23 protein-coding genes are annotated in these 19208 nt (G+C 64.4%); 9 read left to right on the top strand and 14 right to left on the bottom strand.

Annotated elements, in window-relative coordinates; genetic code table 11:
• Positions 1–31 precede the first annotated feature (31 nt).
• Positions 32–811, bottom strand: coding sequence for a nucleoside triphosphate pyrophosphohydrolase (mazG, locus tag G394_RS0117005; RefSeq protein WP_028578666.1), 780 nt, complete (start codon positions 809–811; stop codon positions 32–34).
• Positions 798–1370, bottom strand: a complete 573-nt coding sequence (locus G394_RS19800; protein ID WP_043776391.1) for a CvpA family protein — start codon at positions 1368–1370, stop codon at positions 798–800. The genes mazG and G394_RS19800 overlap by 14 nt, the downstream gene beginning before the upstream one ends.
• Before the next feature lie 166 nt (positions 1371–1536).
• Here G394_RS19800 and G394_RS0116995 point away from each other — a divergent pair, with 166 nt between their 5' ends.
• Positions 1537–1884, top strand: coding sequence for a hypothetical protein (locus tag G394_RS0116995; RefSeq protein WP_028578665.1), 348 nt, complete (start codon positions 1537–1539; stop codon positions 1882–1884).
• 88 nt (positions 1885–1972) lie between these two features.
• Entirely contained in the window at positions 1973–4519 is a 2547-nt protein-coding gene (locus G394_RS0116990) for a TIGR03960 family B12-binding radical SAM protein (RefSeq protein ID WP_028578664.1), read from the top strand.
• Between the two features lie 36 nt (positions 4520–4555).
• Here G394_RS0116990 and G394_RS0116985 read toward each other — a convergent pair whose 3' ends face one another.
• Positions 4556–4948, bottom strand: a complete 393-nt coding sequence (locus G394_RS0116985; RefSeq protein WP_028578663.1) for a Ros/MucR family transcriptional regulator — start codon at positions 4946–4948, stop codon at positions 4556–4558.
• A gap of 160 nt (positions 4949–5108) precedes the next feature.
• On the opposite strand from G394_RS0116985, the gene G394_RS0116980 reads away from it, so the two are divergent.
• On the top strand, positions 5109–5591 hold the full coding sequence (locus G394_RS0116980) for a hypothetical protein (RefSeq protein WP_028578662.1): 483 nt from the start codon (positions 5109–5111) through the stop codon (positions 5589–5591).
• An 87-nt stretch (positions 5592–5678) separates the two neighbouring features.
• Here the strand turns inward: G394_RS0116980 and G394_RS19795 are convergent, their stop codons facing one another.
• The 8 genes from G394_RS19795 to G394_RS0116940 form a co-directional block, all read right to left on the bottom strand.
• A complete protein-coding gene (locus G394_RS19795; RefSeq protein WP_051307294.1) occupies positions 5679–6176 on the bottom strand; it encodes a hypothetical protein in 498 nt (165 codons plus the stop codon).
• Between the two features lie 16 nt (positions 6177–6192).
• Entirely contained in the window at positions 6193–6789 is a 597-nt protein-coding gene (locus tag G394_RS0116970) for a hypothetical protein (protein ID WP_028578661.1), read from the bottom strand.
• The gene (thrB, locus tag G394_RS0116965) at positions 6786–7307 is read right to left on the bottom strand and encodes a homoserine kinase (protein WP_051307293.1); all 522 of its coding nucleotides are present in this window, start codon (positions 7305–7307) and stop codon (positions 6786–6788) included. Before thrB ends, G394_RS0116970 begins: the two co-directional genes overlap by 4 nt.
• Before the next feature lie 72 nt (positions 7308–7379).
• Positions 7380–8105: an ABC transporter ATP-binding protein gene (locus G394_RS0116960; RefSeq protein ID WP_028578659.1), complete on the bottom strand. Its 726-nt coding sequence runs from the start codon at positions 8103–8105 to the stop codon at positions 7380–7382.
• A complete protein-coding gene (locus G394_RS0116955) occupies positions 8102–8869 on the bottom strand; it encodes an ABC transporter ATP-binding protein (protein ID WP_028578658.1) in 768 nt (255 codons plus the stop codon). Before G394_RS0116955 ends, G394_RS0116960 begins: the two co-directional genes overlap by 4 nt.
• Position 8870: 1 nt before the next feature.
• Positions 8871–9887, bottom strand: coding sequence for a branched-chain amino acid ABC transporter permease (locus tag G394_RS0116950; protein ID WP_028578657.1), 1017 nt, complete (start codon positions 9885–9887; stop codon positions 8871–8873).
• Positions 9888–9890: 3 nt separating this feature from the next.
• Complete coding sequence (locus tag G394_RS0116945) at positions 9891–10817, bottom strand: branched-chain amino acid ABC transporter permease (RefSeq protein ID WP_028578656.1); 927 nt, start codon at positions 10815–10817, stop codon at positions 9891–9893.
• Positions 10818–10890: 73 nt separating this feature from the next.
• Positions 10891–12057 (bottom strand): ABC transporter substrate-binding protein, encoded by a 1167-nt coding sequence (locus G394_RS0116940; RefSeq protein WP_028578655.1) that lies wholly within the window; start codon positions 12055–12057, stop codon positions 10891–10893.
• Positions 12058–12496: 439 nt separating this feature from the next.
• Here G394_RS0116940 and G394_RS0116935 point away from each other — a divergent pair, with 439 nt between their 5' ends.
• The 3 genes from G394_RS0116935 to hemC are packed head-to-tail and all read left to right on the top strand — an operon-like array spanning position 12497 to position 14325.
• Positions 12497–13120 (top strand): D-sedoheptulose 7-phosphate isomerase, encoded by a 624-nt coding sequence (locus tag G394_RS0116935; protein ID WP_028578654.1) that lies wholly within the window; start codon positions 12497–12499, stop codon positions 13118–13120.
• A gap of 10 nt (positions 13121–13130) precedes the next feature.
• Positions 13131–13373 (top strand): FmdB family zinc ribbon protein, encoded by a 243-nt coding sequence (locus G394_RS0116930; protein WP_028578653.1) that lies wholly within the window; start codon positions 13131–13133, stop codon positions 13371–13373.
• Between the two features lie 16 nt (positions 13374–13389).
• A complete protein-coding gene (gene hemC / locus G394_RS0116925) occupies positions 13390–14325 on the top strand; it encodes a hydroxymethylbilane synthase (protein WP_028578652.1) in 936 nt (311 codons plus the stop codon).
• A gap of 51 nt (positions 14326–14376) precedes the next feature.
• Here the strand turns inward: hemC and cobT are convergent, their stop codons facing one another.
• A complete protein-coding gene (gene cobT / locus G394_RS0116920) occupies positions 14377–15441 on the bottom strand; it encodes a nicotinate-nucleotide--dimethylbenzimidazole phosphoribosyltransferase (protein WP_028578651.1) in 1065 nt (354 codons plus the stop codon).
• Between the two features lie 67 nt (positions 15442–15508).
• On the opposite strand from cobT, the gene G394_RS0116915 reads away from it, so the two are divergent.
• From G394_RS0116915 to G394_RS0116905, 3 genes are read left to right on the top strand one after another with little or no spacing between them, the layout of a single operon-like run.
• On the top strand, positions 15509–15970 hold the full coding sequence (locus G394_RS0116915; RefSeq protein WP_051307299.1) for a 2-thiouracil desulfurase family protein: 462 nt from the start codon (positions 15509–15511) through the stop codon (positions 15968–15970).
• Positions 15948–16376, top strand: a complete 429-nt coding sequence (locus G394_RS21475) for a PilZ domain-containing protein (RefSeq protein ID WP_084435793.1) — start codon at positions 15948–15950, stop codon at positions 16374–16376. The genes G394_RS0116915 and G394_RS21475 overlap by 23 nt, the downstream gene beginning before the upstream one ends.
• Before the next feature lie 17 nt (positions 16377–16393).
• Entirely contained in the window at positions 16394–16729 is a 336-nt protein-coding gene (locus tag G394_RS0116905; protein ID WP_028578648.1) for a hypothetical protein, read from the top strand.
• Here the strand turns inward: G394_RS0116905 and G394_RS0116900 are convergent, their stop codons facing one another.
• Positions 16730–17806, bottom strand: coding sequence for a hypothetical protein (locus G394_RS0116900; RefSeq protein WP_028578647.1), 1077 nt, complete (start codon positions 17804–17806; stop codon positions 16730–16732).
• Entirely contained in the window at positions 17803–19128 is a 1326-nt protein-coding gene (locus G394_RS0116895) for an ATP-dependent 6-phosphofructokinase (RefSeq protein ID WP_028578646.1), read from the bottom strand. Before G394_RS0116895 ends, G394_RS0116900 begins: the two co-directional genes overlap by 4 nt.
• Positions 19129–19208: the final 80 nt, after the last annotated feature.

Below are 19208 nucleotides of genomic sequence, written 5' to 3'. Positions count from 1 at the left end.
ATCGGTGAGCAACACAGTCCAGAATCGATCCTCAGCGGTCTCTTTTGATTTCGTCCCAGAGTTTGTCCATCTCGGTGAGTGAAAGGCTGTCCAATTCCAGGCCGCGTTCGACGGCCAGCTTTTCCATGGCCTCAAAGCGGCGCAGAAACTTGGCGTTGGCCACGGCCAGGGCCGAATTGGCCTTGATGCCGCGTCTGCGGCCGTACTCCACCAGCGAAAAGAGGTAGTCGCCGAACTCCTCCTCACGGGCCGCGGCGTCGTCCACGGCCAGGGCGTCCTGAAGCTCCCGCCATTCCTCGGCCAGCTTGGCCTCCTGGTCCGCGTCCGTGGGCCAGGTGAATCCGGCGCGGGCGGCCTTGGAGTTGATGCGGTAGGCGCGCAAAAGCGGCGGCAGGCTGGCCGGCAGGGAGGCGAAGACGCCAGGATCCTTGTCCTTCTCGGCCTTCTCCTGTTTCTTGATCTTCTCCCAGTTGGTGATGACCTCGGCCACGTCGGCGGCCTTTTCGCCGTAGACGTGGGGATGGCGGCGGATCATCTTGGCCACGTTGTTCGCCAGGGCCGTCTGCAGGAAATCCGGTATCCCGCGGTCCATGTAGCGGCCGATGAAGAGCAGCAGGAAAAGGACGTCCCCCAGTTCCTCGGCGATCTCGGACGGGTCGTTCTGGCGGATGGCCTCCACCAGTTCGAAGCACTCCTCCACGAGGTAGTCGCACATGCTCTGGGGGGTCTGCTCCTTGTCCCAGGGGCAGCCGTTTGGTCCGGTCAGGGTGTCGATGACCTCGACGATGCGGTCGAAATTATGTTTTTGCACCTGTGTTTCCTTTGATATCCTTCAGTTTTTCCTTGACGTTGCGTTCCCATTCAAGCTGCAGTTCGCGGCTCTTGAGCAGGAACTGGTCCCGCATGTCCTTGGGGAGCGTCTCGGCCAGCATGGTGTTGAACATGTTCACGTACGGCACCAGTTGCGACTCCGTCAGGATCGTGGCCTTGGAGGGCAGGAAGGCCGTCAGGGCCAGGACGATGATGCTGCACAGGAGCGCCCCCTTGAAGAAGCCCAGGAGGCCGCCGCCGATGCTGTCCAGCCAGCCGAGCATGATGAGCTTCAGGATCTTTCGGATCAGGGCGGCCGTCAGGAAGACCACGGCCACGGTGCCCAGGAAGATGCCGAGATAGGCGACCAGATTGGCCAGGCCGGGGCCGCCCAGGGGCTTTTCGAGCAGGGGCGCGAGTTCGCCGTGGAAGACGTTGGCCAGGACAAAGCCCAGGATCAGGCCCAGGATGGAGGCCACCTCCTTGACCAGGCCGCGGAAGATGCCGCGCAGGCCCAGAAAGCCCAGAATGACGCAAAAGACGATGTCGAGTGTGTTCATGTCCGTCCCCTCGCAGTGTTGGCCCCGGCTACCACAAAGCATCACTGGGGGGAAGGGCGGGAGGGGGGCGACCTTGACAGTGCCCAGCGCAGCTCTTAATCATTTCTTCTTTGGCCCAGCGCGCGTTTCGTGCGGTTGCGGGCCCCAAAAACTCGACGAGGTGACAATGTACGATATCAGATTGGTCAAGCTGGTAAACGGCGACATGGTGCTCGGCAAGTGGGATCAGGACAAGGGCCTCATCCAGGACCCGGCCGTCCTGCAGACCATCCCCACCCAGCAGGGCGGCGTGCAGATGCTGCTGCTGCCTTTCGGCTACCCCTTCGACCAGAACATTGAAGGCGAGATCGACCAGCGGCACGTCATCTACCAGTACAAGACCGTGCCCGAGGAGCTGAAGACCAAGTATCTCGAAGCGACCACCAACCTGACCCTTTCGGCTCCCGGCGGCCTGCGCAACCTGGGCGGCATGGGCGGCGGCGTGTCCGACTTCAGCAAGTTCCTGAAAAAATAACCCCGGGGCGGGGGTATGGAAAAGAGGGTGGAGCGGCCACGCGTGGCGCGCCACCTTTTTTTCTGCCCACCCGGCCCTCCAAGGACCCATGAAGGCTCTGCTTCCCCTCTTTTCGCGGCCCAGCCACTATCTCGGCACCGAGATCAACAGCGTGCACAAGGACCCGGCGACGGTCCGTGCCCACGTGGCCCTTGCCTTTCCGGACCTGTACGAGGTGGGCATGTCCTATCTCGGCCAGAAGATCCTCTACGATATCGTCAATGCCGACGACCGGTTCTACGCCGAGCGCGTCTTCGCGCCCACCGAGGACGTGGCCGCGGTGCTGCGCAAGCACGGCGCGCCCCTGGCCACCTTGGAGAGCGACACGCCCTTGGGCAGCCTGGACGCCGTCATGTTCAGCATCACCCACGAGCTGTGCTACACCAACATCCTCTACATGCTCGACCTCTCAGGGATACCGCTGCGCGCGTCCGAACGCGGCGCAGGGCATCCCCTGGTCGTGGCCGGCGGCGGCTGCACCTTCAACGCCGAGCCCATCGCGGCGTTCATGGACCTCATGGTCCTGGGCGACGGCGAGGAGATCCTGCCGGAGATGCTCGCGGTCATGGCCCGGGCCGGGGAAGATGGTGTCGATCGGGCCGGGCTGATCCGTCGTCTGTCGGTGCTCCCCGGCGTGTACGTGCCGTCCGATTTCGAGGACGACGGCAGCGGGGCCATGCGGCCTGTTCACGACGGGGCGCCCCGCGTGGAGAAACGCGTCGTGGTGGACATGAACCGCACGACCTTCCCGACCCGCCAGATCGTGCCCTTTGGCAAGCCCGTGCACGACCGCTTTTCCGTGGAGATCGCGCGCGGTTGCACGCGCGGCTGCCGCTTCTGCCAAGCGGGCATGATCTACCGCCCGGTGCGCGAGCGCGAGGTCGACGTTCTGGCCTCCATCATAGGCCGGGGCCTGGCCGATACGGGCAGCGAGGAGCTGTCCTTTTTGTCGCTGAGCACCGGCGACTTCAGCGCCCTGGAGGCCCTGTTCCTGTCCTCCTACAGCCACTGCCGCCAGGAGCAGGTCTCCATCTCCCTGCCGTCCCTGCGCGTGGGTTCGGTCTCCGAGGACCTCATGCGCCTGATGAGCAAGATCCGCCACACGGGCATGACCCTGGCCCCCGAAGCCGGCACCCAGCGCCTGCGCGACGTCATCAACAAGGGCGTGACCGAGGAGGAACTCCTCGACCACACCGGCAAGGCCTTCCGCCTGGGCTGGCAGCAGGTCAAACTCTACTTCATGATCGGCCTGCCCACGGAGACGGCCGAGGACCTGGACGGCATCCTGGACCTCTGCCTCAAGGTGGCGGCCAGCGCGGGCCGGGGCGCCAAGCGGCTGCAGATCACGGCCGCGGTCTCGCCCTTCGTGCCCAAGCCGCACACGCCCTTCCAGTGGGAGCGGCAGATCTCCATGGCCGAGATCGAGGAGCGCCTCGGCTACCTGCGCGGCATCTTCCGGCCCTACCGCAAGCTCAAGCTCAAGTGGCACCACTCGCACATGACCTGGCTCGAAGGCGTCTTCTCCCGCGGCGACAGACGGTTGGCCCCGGCCGTGGAGGGGGCCTACCGCAAGGGCGCGCTCTTCACCAGTTGGACCGACCACCTGCGCCTGGAACCCTGGCTCGAAGCCTTTGCCGAGGCCGGCGTGGACGCCGAAAGCTACCTCGCCGCGCGGGATCCGGAACAGCCCCTGCCCTGGGATCACCTAACCTCGGGCGTGAGCCGCAAATTCCTGCTGACGGAGCGCCGCCGTGCCCTGGACGGCGCGATCACGCCGGACTGCCGTTACGACTCCTGCCGGGCCTGTGGCGTCTGCACCCTGGACGGCCGCCCCTCGGAGTTGGCCGGCCAGGCCGCGGAGCAGGACATCGTGCCGGTCATCAACAGGACCACACGCGACCAGGAGGAGCCCGGACAGGTCGAGGAGACCCCGGCCCCGTCCGTGGACCTGCAGCACAAGGAGCAGCGCTTCAGGCTGTGGTACACCAAGACCGGCCCGGCTATGTACCTGAGCCAGCTGGAGCTGCAGCGCATCTTCGAGCGGGCCTTCCGGCGCGCGCGGCTGCCCCTGGCCTTCAGCGGCGGGTTCCACCCCATTCCGCTCCTGTCCTTTGCCCGGGCCCTGCCCGTGGGCGTGGGCAGCGTGTGCGAATGGATGGACTTCTTCGTGCGCGAGCGGCTGGATGTCGAGGGGTTGCCGGCGCTCCTCAACGCGGAACTGCCTCACGGCATGCGCGCCGCGCGCGTGGATGAACTGCCCTGCCAGCGGCGGGCGCCCATCTCGAACCGCGAGCGGTTTACCCTGTCCTTCGCCCAGGCGGCAGACGGCGAGCGGTTCGCGCGACGCCTTGCGCCCTTCTTGGCGGCACAGGAATGGAAGGTGCCCAAGCTGACCAAGAAGGGCGAGCCCGGGGAGGTCGACGTGCGGCCCATGGTCAGCTCCGTGGAGAGGACCGACGACGGGTATGTCATTGATTTTGATTGGCAGGCCTTGTACGTCAGCCCGGTGTTCGTGCTGCAGGCCGTGGATGCGGACTTTTCCCTGCTGCAGGGGCGCCTGGTGAAGATGGCGCAGTTCTTCGAGGCGGAGGAATGAGAAAGGGCGAAGCAACCGCTTCGCCCTTCCGGTGGTCTACTTCTTGACCCGTTTCTCCCAGAGCTTCATGTCCTGCATCTTCTTGCGGCGGTCACGAGCCAGGGACTTTGCCACCAGGGACGTACCCTTCTTGTAGCCCCATTTCTCCCGGTATTCCTCGGGAGTGAGGCCGTGGGTGGCGAGGTGGCGCTTGGTCAGGACCTTGAAGGATTTTTCGCATTCCATGCAGATGATGCTCTTTTCGCGGATGGCCTTCTTGGCGTCATCGGCGGAAGGAGCCTTGACCGGCTCGGGCTGCGTTCCTTCAGCGACATTCTTGATTCCTTCGGTCAACGAACGAACCATGGATGTCAGCTCTTCCTCGGTCATGTTGCGCACACTGGCTTGTGCTTTGACGATTTCGAGGGCTTGCTTGACATAATCTTCCATGTAAACCTCCAACTATCGCGTATTTGTAATGTGCAGTATTATAGTCGACAAATATTTTTGTCAACAATCCTCGCGATACGTATTCTTGCTCTGCTTTGCCGTACTCATAATTGATTTTTCACAGATGTTTTCATGATCACCAAGGTACAGGGAGAAGAAAATGGCTATTCCTCAAGATGCTCTGATCGACACGGCTAACGTTTTCCATTTCGAGTTCTGGCTCCGTTATTATTTCATCGAAGAACGGGACGGAAAACTTTTCATTGCGCTGACCGACGAGCAGCAGAAACAGATGCAGGCCCAGTTTGCGGATTACTGGGAACTCGTGGAGCGGGTGAAAGATCGGCCCCTTTCCCCGGAATTGTCGCAGCAGTCCGTGGTCGAATTTCTCCAGCTCAACCTGGAAGGCAAGAAATTCCCTGCCAACACCGTGATCAGGGTGCTGGACAGCAAGGAGTTTTCAACTGAGATGTATCTCTTCGATACGTGGGCCAACCTGCATGAGGAGCAGCTCATGCAGAAGATCTACGGTTTCGATTATTGGATGCACGCCTACGGGGAGTGGAAGGAGTCCGACAGGGCCAGACAACTGGCGCAGTCCCTCCAGGTCCAGATGCAGGGCGAGCGCGGCACCATGAACTGACCGACCGTTTTCCGGTGCGGGATTGACAGAACGCCCCCGGGAGCATGCTCCCGGGGGCGTTCTGTCGTCTGGGTTGGTTCGGGGCGCCTACTGGAACAGGGCGCCCTGGCTGGCGAAGAACACCTCGGCCTTGTTGGCGGTTCCCTGGGTGCTTTTTTCGGCAGTCAATTCCATGCGGTAGCCGAAGGAGATGAAGAGGGGGCCCGATGAACCGAGGGATTCGGGAGTGAGGTGGAATTCGAAGGGCACGCCTTTGTCGCGATCCAGGCCGGTCGGGAGGTAGAGGCGCAGATCCTTGGCCAGAACCCGGCTGCTGTCGTCGGAAAGATAGATCTGCATCCAGAGGTCCTGGATCCATGTGGCCCACACCGGGATGGCATCGGCCACGGGTTTGGCGGTGCCCGTGACGATCAGCCTGTTGTCCTCCAGGCGGCTGGTGTAGGTGAACTCCCAGTAGCGCATGGCCAGGGTTTCCTGCTGGCCCAGGGTCCAGGGCTTCTTGTCCAGGTGAACGACGCTCAGGTGCGCGCAGGACGCCACCAGCAGGGTCAGCAGGACGAGGGCCGTCTTCAGGCGAGGATGCATGCCGGTCTCCGTGGTTTCACGATTGGGGGGTGCCTTGGACTATCATTTCGGCCAGGGTCAGATCAACCCGCGGCAGGGAACGGATTCTGGCCGGCCCCACGAACTGCACCTCGAGCTCCATGAGCCGGGTGTAGAGGGCCGTGCGGTCCAGGACGGGAAAGGAATCGGCCGACGCGCAAAGCTCCTGGCTGCGGAAGCAGCCCGGGAAATCCACGCTGCGCCCGTTGGGGTAGCGCAGGCGGTTGGGCACGCCGTGTAGCCTGCAGATCATCAGGCGGTGCATGTACACGCCGCAGCGGCCGTCGTCGTTCAGGGGGCACATGATGTGCGGTCGCTCCCCCCGGGCCAGGGCGTCGCCGGCCTCGCGCACGTACGCGCGGGCCCGTTTTTCGTATTCGGCCCGGCGCTCGGGCGGCAGTTCGGACAGCCCCTGCAGGAGAAAGGCCCACTCGATGCGCGTGTGGTGCTGGAAGTAGCTCGTGCAGCAGTTGTCCGGGCAGTTGTCGCAGGTCAGGCCCAGGGCCTGTGCGTGCCGGACATAGGCGTCCTGCATGTCGGCATACAGGGCGGCCAGCTTGCGGAAGGCCTGGGCGGGCAGAAGTTTCTTGGTCACGACGGGTTCTCGGTGTTTCCGGATAGGGCTTGGATGATGGCGGCGCAGGTCTGGTCGGGGTCCTGGCCGTCGGTGCGCACCCGCACCTGGGCGTAGCGTGCATACAGGGGGACGCGCTCGTCGTAAAGGTCCCTGATGGTCTGTCCGGGAGCGATGGCCAGCCCTCTGGTGCAGGGGTTGGTCAGCCTGTCGGCGATGTCTTCGAAGGAGGATTCGAGGTACACGACGCGCCCGAGGGTCTCCAGGTGCTGCATGGCCTCGTCGCTGTAGACTACGCTGCCGCCCGTGGCGATGACGCATTTCTTGAGGAAGGTGCGCCTGATCTGCTCGGCCTCGGCCCGCACGAAGGCGTCACGGCCGAGGTGGTCGCTGATGGCCTGCAGCGGGGCGCCCCACCAGGCCTCCAGCAGCAGGTCCGTGTCCACGAAGGCCCAGCCCAGTTCCCTGGCCAGCCTCTTGCCGACGGTGGATTTGCCGGCCGCGGCCATGCCGATGAGGATGATGTTGTCGTAATCCATGTTCTGGTCCGCCAAAAAACGAAGCCCAAGCGGAGCGCCCGGGCTTCGTTCGAAAACAGGGTGGTGCCGGGCTCAACCGCCCAAGTATGCCTTCTTCACGTCGGGGTTGTCCATGAGTTCCCGGGCGTTGCCCGAGGCCACGATGGCCCCCGTGTCGAGCACGTAGCCGCGGTGGGCGAACTGCAGCGCGATGCGCGCGTTCTGCTCGATCAGCAGCAGCGTCATGCCCTGGGAATTGAGTTCCTTCAAGGCCCGGAACATGTCGTACATGAGGAGCGGCGCCAGGCCCATGGACGGCTCGTCGAGCATGATGAAGTCGGCCCCGGTCATCAGCGCCCGGCCCACGGCCAGCATCTGCTGCTCGCCTCCGGACAGGGACTCGCTGCGCTGTTTGCGGCGCTCCACCAGACGCGGGAAGAGTTCGTAGACGCGTTCGTAGTCGCGGCGCACGTTGCCCATGTCCGTGCGGGCGTAGGTGGCCAGGGTCAGGTTCTCCTCCACGGTCAGGTTGCCGAAGATGTGCCGGCCTTCGGGCGCGAGCGCCATGTTCATCTTGGAGACGATCTCGTGCGGAGGAACGGGAAGCAGGCTCTGGCCCTTGTAGGTGATGTCGCCCTCGACGATCTTCGGCCCCTCGGGCGGGCCCAGGCGGGCGATGGACAGCAGGGTGGTGGTCTTGCCGGCGCCGTTGGCGCCGATGAGGGTCACGATCTCGCCCTTGTCCACGGTGAAGGAGATGCCGTGCAGGGCTTCGGTGTTGCCGTATCTGACTTTGAGATTGGTGACGGAAAGCATCAGATGTTCTCATCTCCCAGGTAGGCCTTGATGACCTCCGGGTTGTTGCGGATTTCCTCCGGCGTGCCCTCGGCGATGGTCGCGCCGAAGTCGATGACTTTGATCCACTGGCACAGGCTCATGACCACTGTCATCTGGTGTTCGATCATCCAGATGGCCAGGTCGAACTCCTTGTGGATCCATTCGACCAGCCTGATCAGCTCCACCACGTCGGTGGAGGGCAGGCCCGCGGCCGGTTCGTCCAGGAGCAGGAGCTTGGGCTTGATGGACAGGGCGCGGGCGATCTCGACCTTGCGCTGGGTGCCGTAGGGCAGGTTGGGCGGCACCTCGTCGGCCAGGTCGCGCATGCCCATGAACTCCAGGAGCTCCATGGCCTCGTGGTCGATGGCCTTCTCGCGGTCGGCGTAGCGCCGGGTGCGCAGCAGGGAGTCCACGAGGCTGTAGCCGAGGCGGTAGTGCTGGGAGACCTTGATGTTGTCCAGCACGGTCATGTCGTTCCACAGCCGGATGTTCTGGAAGGTCCGGGCCACGCCCAGGGACGTGACCTGGTGCGGCTTCATGCCGCGCGTGTCGACGCCGCCGATTTTGATGGACCCGGACGTGGGCTGGTAGAAGCCGCTGACCAGGTTGAAGACCGTCGTCTTGCCGGCGCCGTTGGGCCCGATGAGGGCGCACATTTCGCGGCCCTCCAGACGGACGGATAACTCGTTCACGGCCAGCAGGCCGCCGAAGCGTTGGGTCAGGTCGGTTATTTCGAGCAGGGCCATGTCATTTGAACCTGTAGAAGCGCTTGAGTTTGGGGAAGATGTCCGAAAGTTCGCGGTTGCCCATCAGACCCTCGGGGCGGAACTGCATGAGGACGATGAGGAGCATGGGGATGGCCACCCATTTGAGCTGCTCCAGGGGCTTCAGGAACTCCAGCAGGATGGTGAAGATGCCCGCCGCCAGGATGGAGCCCGTCAGGGAGCCCATGCCGCCCAGGTAGACCATGACCAGACACTCGGTGGAGCGCAGGATGGTGAAGGAGGCCGGGTTCACGAAGCCGATGAGGTAGGCGTAGAGGCCGCCCGCCAGCCCGGCCAGACCCGAGGAGAGCATGAAGGCCACGAGCTTCATGTGGTTGGTGTTGACGCTCATGATCTCGGCCGCGACCTCGTCCTGGTGGATGGCCATGACGCCCTTGCCGTAGGTCGAGTAGACGAAGCGGCGCAGCAGCCAGATCGTCAGCACCACGCCGATGAAGATCCAGACGAGCATCCAGGGCACGGTGAAGCTCTCCTCGATGGACAGCACAACCTTCTTCATGCCCATGAAGCCGCGGGGGCCGCCGACGATCTCGATGTTCTCCAGGGCGCTCTTGACGATGTAGCCCGCGGCCAGGGTGATGACGGCCAGGTAGTCGCCGCGCGTCTTGAAGGACGGGATGGCGACCAGCAGGCCCACCAGGGCCGCGGCCGCGAAACCCGTGGCCAGGATGAGGGGGAAGGCCAGGGGGGCGAGGCTCATGGGCAACAGCGCCGGGCCAAGGTGCTCGTCGCCTACGAAGAGGATGACGCCGACGATGGAGGCCGTGTAGGCCCCAACGGCCATGAAGCCGGCGTGGCCGCAGCTGAATTCGCCCATGTAGCCGTTGACCAGGTTCAGGCTGGCGGCCAGGATCATGTAGATGCCCATGGTGCACAGGAAGGTCTGCGCGTACTGGCCGAGGAGGCCGGTCTGCGTCATGGCGACGAGGCCCAGGAGCATGGCGCAGAGCGCCGCTGGTGTGGTGAGGCGTGGACTCATGGTTCAGATCTTCGTGGTTCTGGGCTTGCCGAAGAGCCCGGTTGGTTTCCAGGAGAGAATGCCCAGCAGGATGGTGAAGGAGATCAGGTCGCGCAGCTCGGAGCTGAAGGTCGCGGCCACGGCCACCTCCAGGAAGGCCAGCAGGAACCCGCCGATGAAGGCGCCGCGGATATCGCCGATGCCTCCGACGACGGCGGCGATGAAGGCCTTCCAGCCCACCAGGGCGCCCATGAACGGGTCGAGGACCGGGAAGTTCATGGCGTAGAGCAGCCCGGCCAGGCCGGCCATGGAGGAGCCCAGGAAAAAGGTGAAGATGATGACGATATCGAGCGGTATGCCCATCAGCGGCACCGCGAACTTGTCGAAGGACACCGCGCGCATGGCCATGCCGATCTTGGTCCGCGTCACGATCCACTGCAGCAGGCCGAAGACTGCGAAGCTGGTGAAGATGGCGGCCAGCTTCAGGCTCGTGACCGTGGCTCCGCCGATCTCGAAGATGGCGCGGGGCACCAGGGTCGGGAAGGACTTGCGGGTGGCGCCGAGCATGGCCAGGTTGCCGTACTCCAGCACGATGCCCATCATCAGGGCCGTGATGACCACGTAGAGGCGGTTGGCGCCCTTCAGGCGCAGGGGCCGGTAGGCCACGCGCTCGATGAAGACGCCCACGCCCGAGGTTAGGAGCATGGTCAGGGGCACGGTCAGGGCCAGCACGATCCAGCCGGACATGCCGGCGTCGAGGACGCCGTACTTGCCCATGAGCGCCGTGGCGCAGAAGAAGGCGATGTAGGCGCCGACCATGAAGATGTCGCCGTGGGCGAAGTTGATGAGCAGGAGCACGCCGTAGACCAGGCAGTACCCCAGGGCGATGAGGGAGTAATAGCTGCCCAGCTGCAGGGCGTTGATGCCCTGTTGGATGAAAGTTTCGAGCATGTTCTGGTCCGGAATCGGTTGGAATGTCACAAGGCCGGAGGGCGGGTGCCCGCCCTCCGGAAGTCAGCCAGGGTTACGGGCAGACGGTCTCGTGGAACGTGAACTCGCCGGCGTCGTCGATCTTGACGATGACGGCGCACTTGGAGGGATCGCCGCTCTTGCCGTCGTAGCTCATGGTGCCGGTGATGCCTTCGAAGCCGGTCATGGAGGCCAGGGCGGCGCGCAGGCCGTCGCGGTCCTTGGCGAGGTCGCCAGACAGGGCGCCCATCTTCTGGATGGCGGCCAGGGCCATGTTGGTGGCGTCCCAGGTCAGGGCGCCGACGTCATCCGGGATCTGGCCGTACTTGGCGTTGAAGTTGTCGATGAATTCCTTGGTCGCGCCCTTGGCGCCGGCGGCGGCGTAGTGGGTCACGAAGTACTGGCCCTTGCAGTCGTCGCCGCACAGGCCCATGAGCTCGGCGGAGCCCCAGGAGTCGGAGCCGAGGATCGGGCCCTTGAAGCCCAGTTCACGGGCCTGGCGCACGATGAGCGGCACTTCGTTGTAGTACTGGGGGGTGAAGAGGACGTCGGGCTTGGTTTTGATGATCTTGGTCAGCTGGGCCGAGAAATCCACGTCCTTGGTGGTGAAGGTTTCGTAGGCCACGACCGAGCCGGCGCCGTGCAGTTCCTCGAAGCTCTTCTTGAAGAATTCGGACAGGCCCTTGGAGTAGTCCTGGGCCACGTCGAAGAGGACGGCGGCGGTCTTGGCCTTCAGCTGGTTGGTGGCGAACTTGGCGGCCACGGGGCCCTGGAAGTCATCCAGGAAGCAGGCGCGGAAGACGTAGGGGCGGTCCATGGTGGTCTTGGGGTTGGTGGACCAGGGGGCGAGCATGACGGTCTTGAGGTTGTTGGCCACTTCGCCCGCGGGGACGGCGCGGCCGGAGCCCATGGGGCCGACCATGGCCAGGACCTTTTCGCCTTCGATCAGCTTGAGGGCCGCGTTGACGGCGGACTCGGGCTTGGTCTCGTTGTCCACGTAGACGAATTCGAGCTGGTACTTCTTGCCGCCGACGTCCAGGCCACCCTTGGCGTTGACCTGCTCCTTGAGCATTTCGGCGGACTGCTTTGCCATCTCACCCACTTTGGGAATGTCGCCGGTCATCGGGATGTTGAAGCCAAGCTTGATGGTCTCGGCCCCCGCGGCCGCAGTAAAGAGCAGCACGCATACCAGGGTCAGGAAAACACGAGCAAATTTCTTCACAAACAACCTCCATGAGTAAGTGTTACAAAGTGACGGTTTTCTAAATGAGAAAACCAAAAAAAGAAAGGTATTTGAGGGGAGTGCGCCCTGTTTTGTAAGAAGTCGCGGCGCTTCGCAAAGAAGCGCGTGATTCAAGCCCCTTAGATGCGGTTTGATTGTGCAATCATCGTGCCTTCTGCGGTCAGGCGGAGGCGGAGAATTATCGACGGAGTTCGGATCCGTTGCGCTGCGTTAATTCGCTCCAAGCCTGAGTTTACGAGCGATTGATTGTGTCGTGGGTTCGGATTCCGAAATTGTCAAAGCTTCGCGGTTCGCGCAGCTCTGATTTTGCAAATTTGTATAATGCGCCGAAGGCGGTGGGGGAAGAAACCCTTGCCAAAGGGCAGGTGGGAACTTACAAACCATGGTCCTGTTCAAGCAATGAGGGGAGGGCCAGGCCATGACCGACAAGGTGCTGCGGATCATCACGACCCACGCGGAGGATGGAGCCGCGCTGCGCACGGCGTATTTCGCCGCCCACGCCCCCCAGGTCGCCGCCGCGGCCCGGGCCATGGCCCTGTGTCTCACGGGCGGGGGCAAGATCCTTTTCTGCGGCAACGGGGGCAGCGCGGCCGACGCCCAGCATTTCGCGGCCGAGCTGGTCAACCGCTTCATGATGGAGCGTCCGCCGCTGCCGGCCATCGCCCTGACCACGGACACCTCGGCCCTGACGGCCATCGGCAACGACTATTCGTTCGACCAGATCTTCAGCAAGCAGGTCCGCGCGCTGGGGAGGCCGGGCGACGTGCTGGTCGGCATCTCCACGTCGGGCAGAAGCGCCAACGTCAACGAGGCGCTGCGGCTGGGCATGGAGAACGGCCTGGTGACCGTGGGGCTGGGCGGGGGAGACGGCGGGGACATGGCGCGGCACTGCCACCACGCCCTCATCGTCCCGGACACCAGGACGCCCCTCATCCAGGAGACCCACGCGGCCATCGGCCATCTGCTCTGCGGCCTGATCGACTACTATCTTTTCGAAGCGGTTGCCGAACTCGAACCGTTCCTGGGTTCGGAACAACCGTAAAGGAGGACATATGCCCATCTTCGAATACGTCTGCAACACCTGCCACAAGGAGTTCGAGGAAATCGTCCTCGGCGGCGAACAGCCCGTGTGCCCGGCGTGCGGCTCCGGCGACACCGCCAAACTCATGTCCCGGGGCGTCTTCCGCACCGGAGGGCCCATCGTCGCCGGCTCGCCCAGCGCGAGCGCCATCACCACCAGGGGCAAGAGCGGCTGCGGTTCCTGCAGCGGCGGCAACTGCTCCAGTTGCGGTTAACTTTCAAGGATCATTGATGAAGAATATTCGCATCGCCACCCGCGGGAGCAAGCTCGCCCTGTGGCAGGCGCACCACATTTCGGGCCTCCTCAAGGCCCAGTACCCCGGCATCGACGTCGAGCTGAACATCATCAAGACCAAGGGCGACAAGATTCTCGACGTCCCCCTGGCCAAGATCGGCGGCAAGGGGTTGTTCGTGAAGGAGATCGAGGAGGCGCTCTTGGCCGGTGAGGCCGACATCGCCGTGCACTCCATGAAGGACGTGCCCGCCGAACTGCCCGAGGGCCTCAAGCTCGGCATCATCCCCGAGCGCGAGGCGCCCACGGACTGTTTCCTGAGCGCGACCTACCCCGACGTCGCCTCCCTGCCGGCCGGCGCCCGCGTCGGGACCAGCAGCCTGCGCCGCCAGACCCAGCTCATGGGCCTGCGCCGGGACCTGTGCATCGTCTCCCTGCGTGGCAACCTGGACACCCGCGTGGGCAAGCTCATGGCCGGCGAGTTCGACGCCATCATCGTGGCCATGGCTGGACTCAACCGACTGGGCCTTGGCGCGCCGCACATGCAGGAACTGGCCCCGCCGTCCTTTTTTCCGGCCGTGGCCCAGGGGGCGCTCGGCATCGAATTCCGCACCGACCGGCCCGAGCTGGACGAGCTGTTGGCCTTCCTCGACCACGCGTCTACCAGGGCCTGCGTCGAGGCCGAGCGGTCCTTCCTTTTCGGTCTGGACGGCGGCTGCCAGGTGCCCATCGCCGGCTTCGCCACCCTGTCCGGGTCGACCCTGACCATGACGGGCCTGGTGGCCGACCTGTGCGGCGAGCGGGTCATCCGTCAGGAAGCCTCGGGACCGGCCGCCGAGGCCGTGGCCCTGGGCGCCGGAGTGGCCCGGGCTGTCCTGGAGCGCGGCGGGCAGGAGATTCTGGACGCGGTGTACAGGAGCGGCGCGGCCGTCTGAGCCGGGATGCTCGCGACATGAAAGGGCAGGCGGTTTTCCGCCCGCCCTTTTTCAATGTCCGGAGTCTACCCCGGCCGAGGAGAACGTGGCCATTTCGTTGTAGATGTTGGCCGCGCAGCGCAGGATGAAGACGGCCATGGCCGCGCCCGTGCCTTCGCCCAGACGCATGCCCAGGTTGAGCAGCGGGGAGGCTCCGAGGCCGTCCATGACCGCGGCGAAGCCCGGTTCGGCCGAAGCGTGGGCGAAGAAGGCGTATTCGGCCACGGCGGGGTGGATGGCCCTGGCAGCGGCGAAGGCGCTGGAGGAGATGAAGCCGTCGATGACGATCGCCATGCCCAGGCTCGCCCCGCCCAGGATCATTCCGGCCAGGGTGGCGATCTCGAAGCCGCCCAGGCAGGCCAGGATGTCGATGGGGTCGCCCGTGGCCACGACCGGCGCGTGCAGGGCCAGGGCTCGCTCGATGACGCGGATCTTGTGGCGGATGCCTTCGGCGTTCAGGCCCGTTCCCGGTCCGGTGATGGCTTCGGGTTCCAGGCCCAGGTAGGCGCAGAACAGAGCCGTGGCCGGCGTGGTGTTGGCGATGCCCATCTCGCCCGTGCACAGGGTTTTCACCCCGTCTTCCCGCGCGGTGCGGGCCAGGCGCACCCCGTTTTCCAGGGCGGTCAGGCACTCCTGGCGCGTCATGGCCGGGCCGGTCGTGAAGTCGCGGGTGCCGGGGGCGACCTTGCACTGCACCAGGGCCGGGTGCTCGGGGAAGGGCTCGCCCAGGCAACCGGCGTCCACGACCTTGAGATCCACGCCGGCAGTTCGGGTCAGGACATTGATGGCCGCGCCATTGTGCACGAAGTTTTCGACCATCTGTCGTGTCACGTCCTGCGGAAAGAGGCTCACGCCTTGCGCCGCTACGCCGTGGTCGCCGGCGCAGGTGTAGACGCGGGCGGGGTCCACGTGCGGAGCTTCGCCATCGGCCAGGGCCACCAGGCGGCAGGCGATGCGTTCCAGGGTGCCGAGGCTGCCCTTGGGTTTGGTCTGCGAGTCGAGATGGGTCTGGGCCTGTTCGAAATATGTCGGGTCGAGAGGACTGATGCGGTCGAGGGTGGATTGCAGCATGGACATGAAGCCTCCGGAATGTCACGATTTTTTTGATAATTGCGAGCTCAACGGCTACAGGATGGAGGGCTGGATGACAAGGGACGATTTCCAGGAACAGGGGCGGCAACCGCTGCTGGTCAGCGCTTGTTTGCTTGGCGTGTACTGCCGCTACGACGGCCGCATGGAGACCGACGGGCGCGTCGCGGATCTGGCCTCGCGCTTCACGCTCATTCCCGTCTGTCCCGAACAGCTCGGCGGGCTGCCCACTCCCCGCGATGCCGTGGAACTGAGCGGGGACAGAGCTCTGGCCCGCAGCGGCGCGGACGTGACCGAAGCCTTTTGCCGTGGCGTGGAGCAGGTCCTGCGCATCGCCTCCCTGACCGGCGCCCGGGCTGCGGTGCTGCAGCCGCGTTCGCCCAGTTGCGGCATCGGCGTGATCTACGACGGCACATTCACCGGGGTGCGCATCGAGGGCCACGGCATGCTGGCCGGGCGGCTGGCGGAAGAGGGTTTTTTCCTGTGCACCCCTGATGGGCTCGACCGCCTGGCCTGAAGCCTCTTTTCATTTCCCCGCAAAGGACTATAGGATCAGAAGAGATTCCTCCATGGCCATGGGGGACTGGGAGGCAACGATGGAAGACGGTTCGCGGAACAGGCGCGCGTTCCAGCGTGAGCGCAAGGAAAACAGCGTGAAATACAGCAGGCTGGACAGCGATGAGTACTACGACGCGAGGCTCGTCGACATGGGCGAGGGCGGTCTGTGCATGGAAACCCGCTCCCCGCTGCGCACAGGCGAGATCATCTACCTTCAGCTTTTGAACCTTCACCCCGAAAAGCCGGGGCTGGCCGCACACCGGAGCTTTCAGGGCCGGGTGCGCTGGACCAGGGATCTGGGGTGCACCGACAGGACGCGCTACGGGATCGGCGTGCAGTACACCCGCCCCGTCTCGCACCCATGACACACCCAGGAAGGATCATGTCGACATTCGAACAGGAACTCGAGGCCAGCGCCGATCTGCTGAAATGCGGAAAAATTTCCAAGGAGCAGGGGAGGGCCCATGCCCGCTCCCTGGTCTGGTTCCGGGCGCACGCCGCAGAATTGGCCGAATCCGGCTGGAGCGTGACCGAACTATACCGCGTCGGAACCCTGTCCTTTCCCTATTCGGAATGGGGGCCAGGCTGGCTCACACTCTGGAACAACGAAAAATGCGAACCCCGGCTGGGTGCCCGGGGTTCCATAGAGTTCGTCCTGCATGAAGCCGGGGGAGACGTCGTGCAGACGTGCCGGCTCGAAAAGTCCTTCCTGTCCTGACTACTGCCCCGCCTCGGCGGGATCGCCCGACGTGGCGTTACCGTCGGTTTCCGTCCACGGCTGGCGCGAGCGCTCCTCCACGGCTTCGGCGACCTTGGTCAGCAATTCACCCGCCTTGCCCGCGGCTCCGGCCCATTGCCGGTTTTCCTCGCCGCGGCGGTATACCCACTGCGCAAGATAGATGAGCTCCGAAGCGTCCAGACCCTGGGGGGCGGCCGCGCTGACGATGGCCTGCAACAGGCGTTGGCGCGAGATCTCCCGCGTCTGGATCGTGGTCTTGATGCGTGCGCTGGCCTCGTCGCGGGCCGCGGGCGACGCCTTGTCGCCCTGCAGGTTCCAGAAGGCCAGGTGGGCCTGGCCGACGTTGTCGATGTCCTGAAGGTATTTGGCCACCAGCGGCTTGATGGTGTCGGTCCTGGCCAGGACGGCTACGGTCTGGCCCACCGTGCGCAGGCGGGAGGCCAGCAGGGTCAGCATTTCCGCACGCTGCGCTTCGGTCACGGGCGCACTCTGGCCAGAGGCCAGGGTGTGGGTGGCGGTGCGCAGCGACTCGTCGAGGCTGTCCAGGAAGAGGGGCGTGTAGGCGGCGTGCAGGAAATCAAGGGTCGGGCCCTGCAACACATGGCCGAAGATGATCTTGCGCGCGCCCAGCGTGTCGGCCGGGTCCACGTTCAGACCGGGGAAATCCACGCCGTAGCGGATGTTCACGGATTTGACGTTGAGGTCGAAGCGGCCCTGCGCACCCGGGTTCTTTTTGGTCCCTCCGGGGAGGTAGCGGGCAACGAGGTACGCGCTGACATCCTTGACGAAGTCGTGCCGGACGATCTCGTCCACGGGCGTTTCGGGGGCCGTGGCGTTGGCCGTTGCGTTCGTCTCGACGCTGGCGTTCGTCGCGTTGGCGGGCAGCATGGCCGTGGCGTTGGACGGCTCCGTCGCCTTGCCCGTGCCGATCTGCCACCGCTGGGGCGCCACTTCCCTGGCCTCGGGCTTGGGAAAGAGCCGTTCGCGGTTCTGCAGGAACCAGTAGGCTCCCCCGGCCAAAATCAGGATGACGAGAACGATGAGAACGCGTTTCATGACCTATCCGCCTTGTTCGTGCAGTTGAACATGGATTGGGGCTGTCCGGTCGATTCCATCACGGACCGCCAGTAGTTGGAGAGAATGTTCAGTTTGCGGCGCTTGGACGTGACCAGGTGCAGGGGCAGGTGGATGTAGCGGTCCTGGAGCTTGGACACGACCATGCCCGTCTTGCCGGCCATGGCGGCGTGCACGGCGTGCTGGCCTAGGAAGCCGCAATAGATGCGGTCGTTGGAGTTGGCTGGTATGGACCGGATGATGTAGCTCGGGTCGATGTACTTGAGCGTGTACGGAACATTCAACTCACTAAAATACTTTTTGATTTCTCTGCGCAGCACGTCGCAGATGTCGCCGAGGATGGGGTTGCCCGACAGGTCTTGCCCGTTGTCCGCGCGGCACAGGTCCTGGCCTGCGCCCTCGGCCACGACGATGACGGCGTGCTGCCTTTGTTCGATGCGTTCCTTGAGCTTGGCCAGGAATCCTTCTGGTCCGTGCAGTTCGAAGGGGGCCTCGGGCACGAGCACGAAGTTGACCTCCTTCAGGGCCAGGCTGGCCTGGGCCGCGATGAACCCGGACTCCCTGCCCATGAGCTTGACCATGCCGATGCCGCCTGGCGCGCCCAGGGCCTCGACGTGGGCGCAGCGGATGGCCTCGGTGGCCTTTTCCACGGCCGTGTCGAAACCGAAGGAGCGGGTCACGAAATTGATGTCGTTGTCGATGGTCTTGGGGATGCCGACCACGCCGATCTTGAGCCCGCGCCGCAGGACCTCCCGGGTGACCATGTCGGCCGCCTTCATGGTCCCGTCGCCGCCGATCATGAACAGGATGGAGACGTTCATGCGCTCCAGGGCGTCGACGATCTCCTCGGGCGGCTGGGGTCCGCGCGACGAGGACAGGACCGTGCCCCCGAACTCGTGGATCTCGGACACGCTCTCGGGCGTGAGTTCCATGATGTCGTTCTTGAATTTGGGGATGAAGCCCTGCAGCCCGTAGCGGATGCCGAAGGTTCCGGACACGTGGTAGTTGTGGTGGGCGCTCATGACGATGGCCCGGATGACGTCGTTGATGCCCGGACAAAGGCCGCCGCAGGTCACGATGGCGCATTTGGTCTTGGGCGGGTCGAAATAGATCATCCGCCTGGGGCCTGCCTCCTCGAACTCGCACAGCGCGTCGGATCCCGATGCGTCCTCGATGACGTCTCCTGACAGGAACATGCGCATCTTGGCGGTGTCGTCGATATGGTGGCAGTAGGGCAGCGGGTTGTCGACCTTGCAGGGGCCCAGGCTGGGGATGGCGGTGTCGAAGATGGGCGCGTTGTCCATGGCGTCTCCTTGGGGTGAGTGCGGACAGCCGAAAAAAGCTCCCTGTCTGGTAAGCCAGGGAGCCTCAAAAAACAAGGCGC

This window comes from Desulfomicrobium escambiense DSM 10707 (assembly GCF_000428825.1).
In the GTDB taxonomy this organism is placed as follows: Bacteria; Desulfobacterota; Desulfovibrionia; order Desulfovibrionales; family Desulfomicrobiaceae; genus Desulfomicrobium; species Desulfomicrobium escambiense.
Note: the sequence above shows the minus strand (reverse complement) of the source record. Positions and strands in the feature narration are given on the sequence as shown.

Excerpts from the sequence above, each read along its gene's own strand:
- G394_RS0116945 (WP_028578656.1), bottom strand. The coding sequence starts at position 10,817 with ATGCTCGAAACTTTCATCCAACAGGGCATCAACGCCCTGCAGCTGGGC.
- G394_RS0116990 (WP_028578664.1), top strand. The coding sequence starts at position 1,973 with ATGAAGGCTCTGCTTCCCCTCTTTTCGCGGCCCAGCCACTATCTCGGC.
- hemC (WP_028578652.1), top strand. The coding sequence starts at position 13,390 with ATGAAGAATATTCGCATCGCCACCCGCGGGAGCAAGCTCGCCCTGTGG.
- G394_RS0116950 (WP_028578657.1), bottom strand. The coding sequence starts at position 9,887 with ATGAGTCCACGCCTCACCACACCAGCGGCGCTCTGCGCCATGCTCCTG.
- G394_RS0116930 (WP_028578653.1), top strand. The coding sequence starts at position 13,131 with ATGCCCATCTTCGAATACGTCTGCAACACCTGCCACAAGGAGTTCGAG.
- G394_RS0116985 (WP_028578663.1), bottom strand. The coding sequence starts at position 4,948 with ATGGAAGATTATGTCAAGCAAGCCCTCGAAATCGTCAAAGCACAAGCC.
- G394_RS0116900 (WP_028578647.1), bottom strand. The coding sequence starts at position 17,806 with ATGAAACGCGTTCTCATCGTTCTCGTCATCCTGATTTTGGCCGGGGGA.
- G394_RS0116955 (WP_028578658.1), bottom strand. The coding sequence starts at position 8,869 with ATGGCCCTGCTCGAAATAACCGACCTGACCCAACGCTTCGGCGGCCTG.
- cobT (WP_028578651.1), bottom strand. The coding sequence starts at position 15,441 with ATGTCCATGCTGCAATCCACCCTCGACCGCATCAGTCCTCTCGACCCG.
- G394_RS0116980 (WP_028578662.1), top strand. The coding sequence starts at position 5,109 with ATGGCTATTCCTCAAGATGCTCTGATCGACACGGCTAACGTTTTCCAT.
- G394_RS0116905 (WP_028578648.1), top strand. The coding sequence starts at position 16,394 with ATGTCGACATTCGAACAGGAACTCGAGGCCAGCGCCGATCTGCTGAAA.
- G394_RS0116995 (WP_028578665.1), top strand. The coding sequence starts at position 1,537 with ATGTACGATATCAGATTGGTCAAGCTGGTAAACGGCGACATGGTGCTC.
- G394_RS0116915 (WP_051307299.1), top strand. The coding sequence starts at position 15,509 with ATGACAAGGGACGATTTCCAGGAACAGGGGCGGCAACCGCTGCTGGTC.
- G394_RS0116895 (WP_028578646.1), bottom strand. The coding sequence starts at position 19,128 with ATGGACAACGCGCCCATCTTCGACACCGCCATCCCCAGCCTGGGCCCC.
- G394_RS19800 (WP_043776391.1), bottom strand. The coding sequence starts at position 1,370 with ATGAACACACTCGACATCGTCTTTTGCGTCATTCTGGGCTTTCTGGGC.
- G394_RS21475 (WP_084435793.1), top strand. The coding sequence starts at position 15,948 with ATGGGCTCGACCGCCTGGCCTGAAGCCTCTTTTCATTTCCCCGCAAAG.
- thrB (WP_051307293.1), bottom strand. The coding sequence starts at position 7,307 with ATGGATTACGACAACATCATCCTCATCGGCATGGCCGCGGCCGGCAAA.
- G394_RS0116935 (WP_028578654.1), top strand. The coding sequence starts at position 12,497 with ATGACCGACAAGGTGCTGCGGATCATCACGACCCACGCGGAGGATGGA.
- G394_RS19795 (WP_051307294.1), bottom strand. The coding sequence starts at position 6,176 with ATGCATCCTCGCCTGAAGACGGCCCTCGTCCTGCTGACCCTGCTGGTG.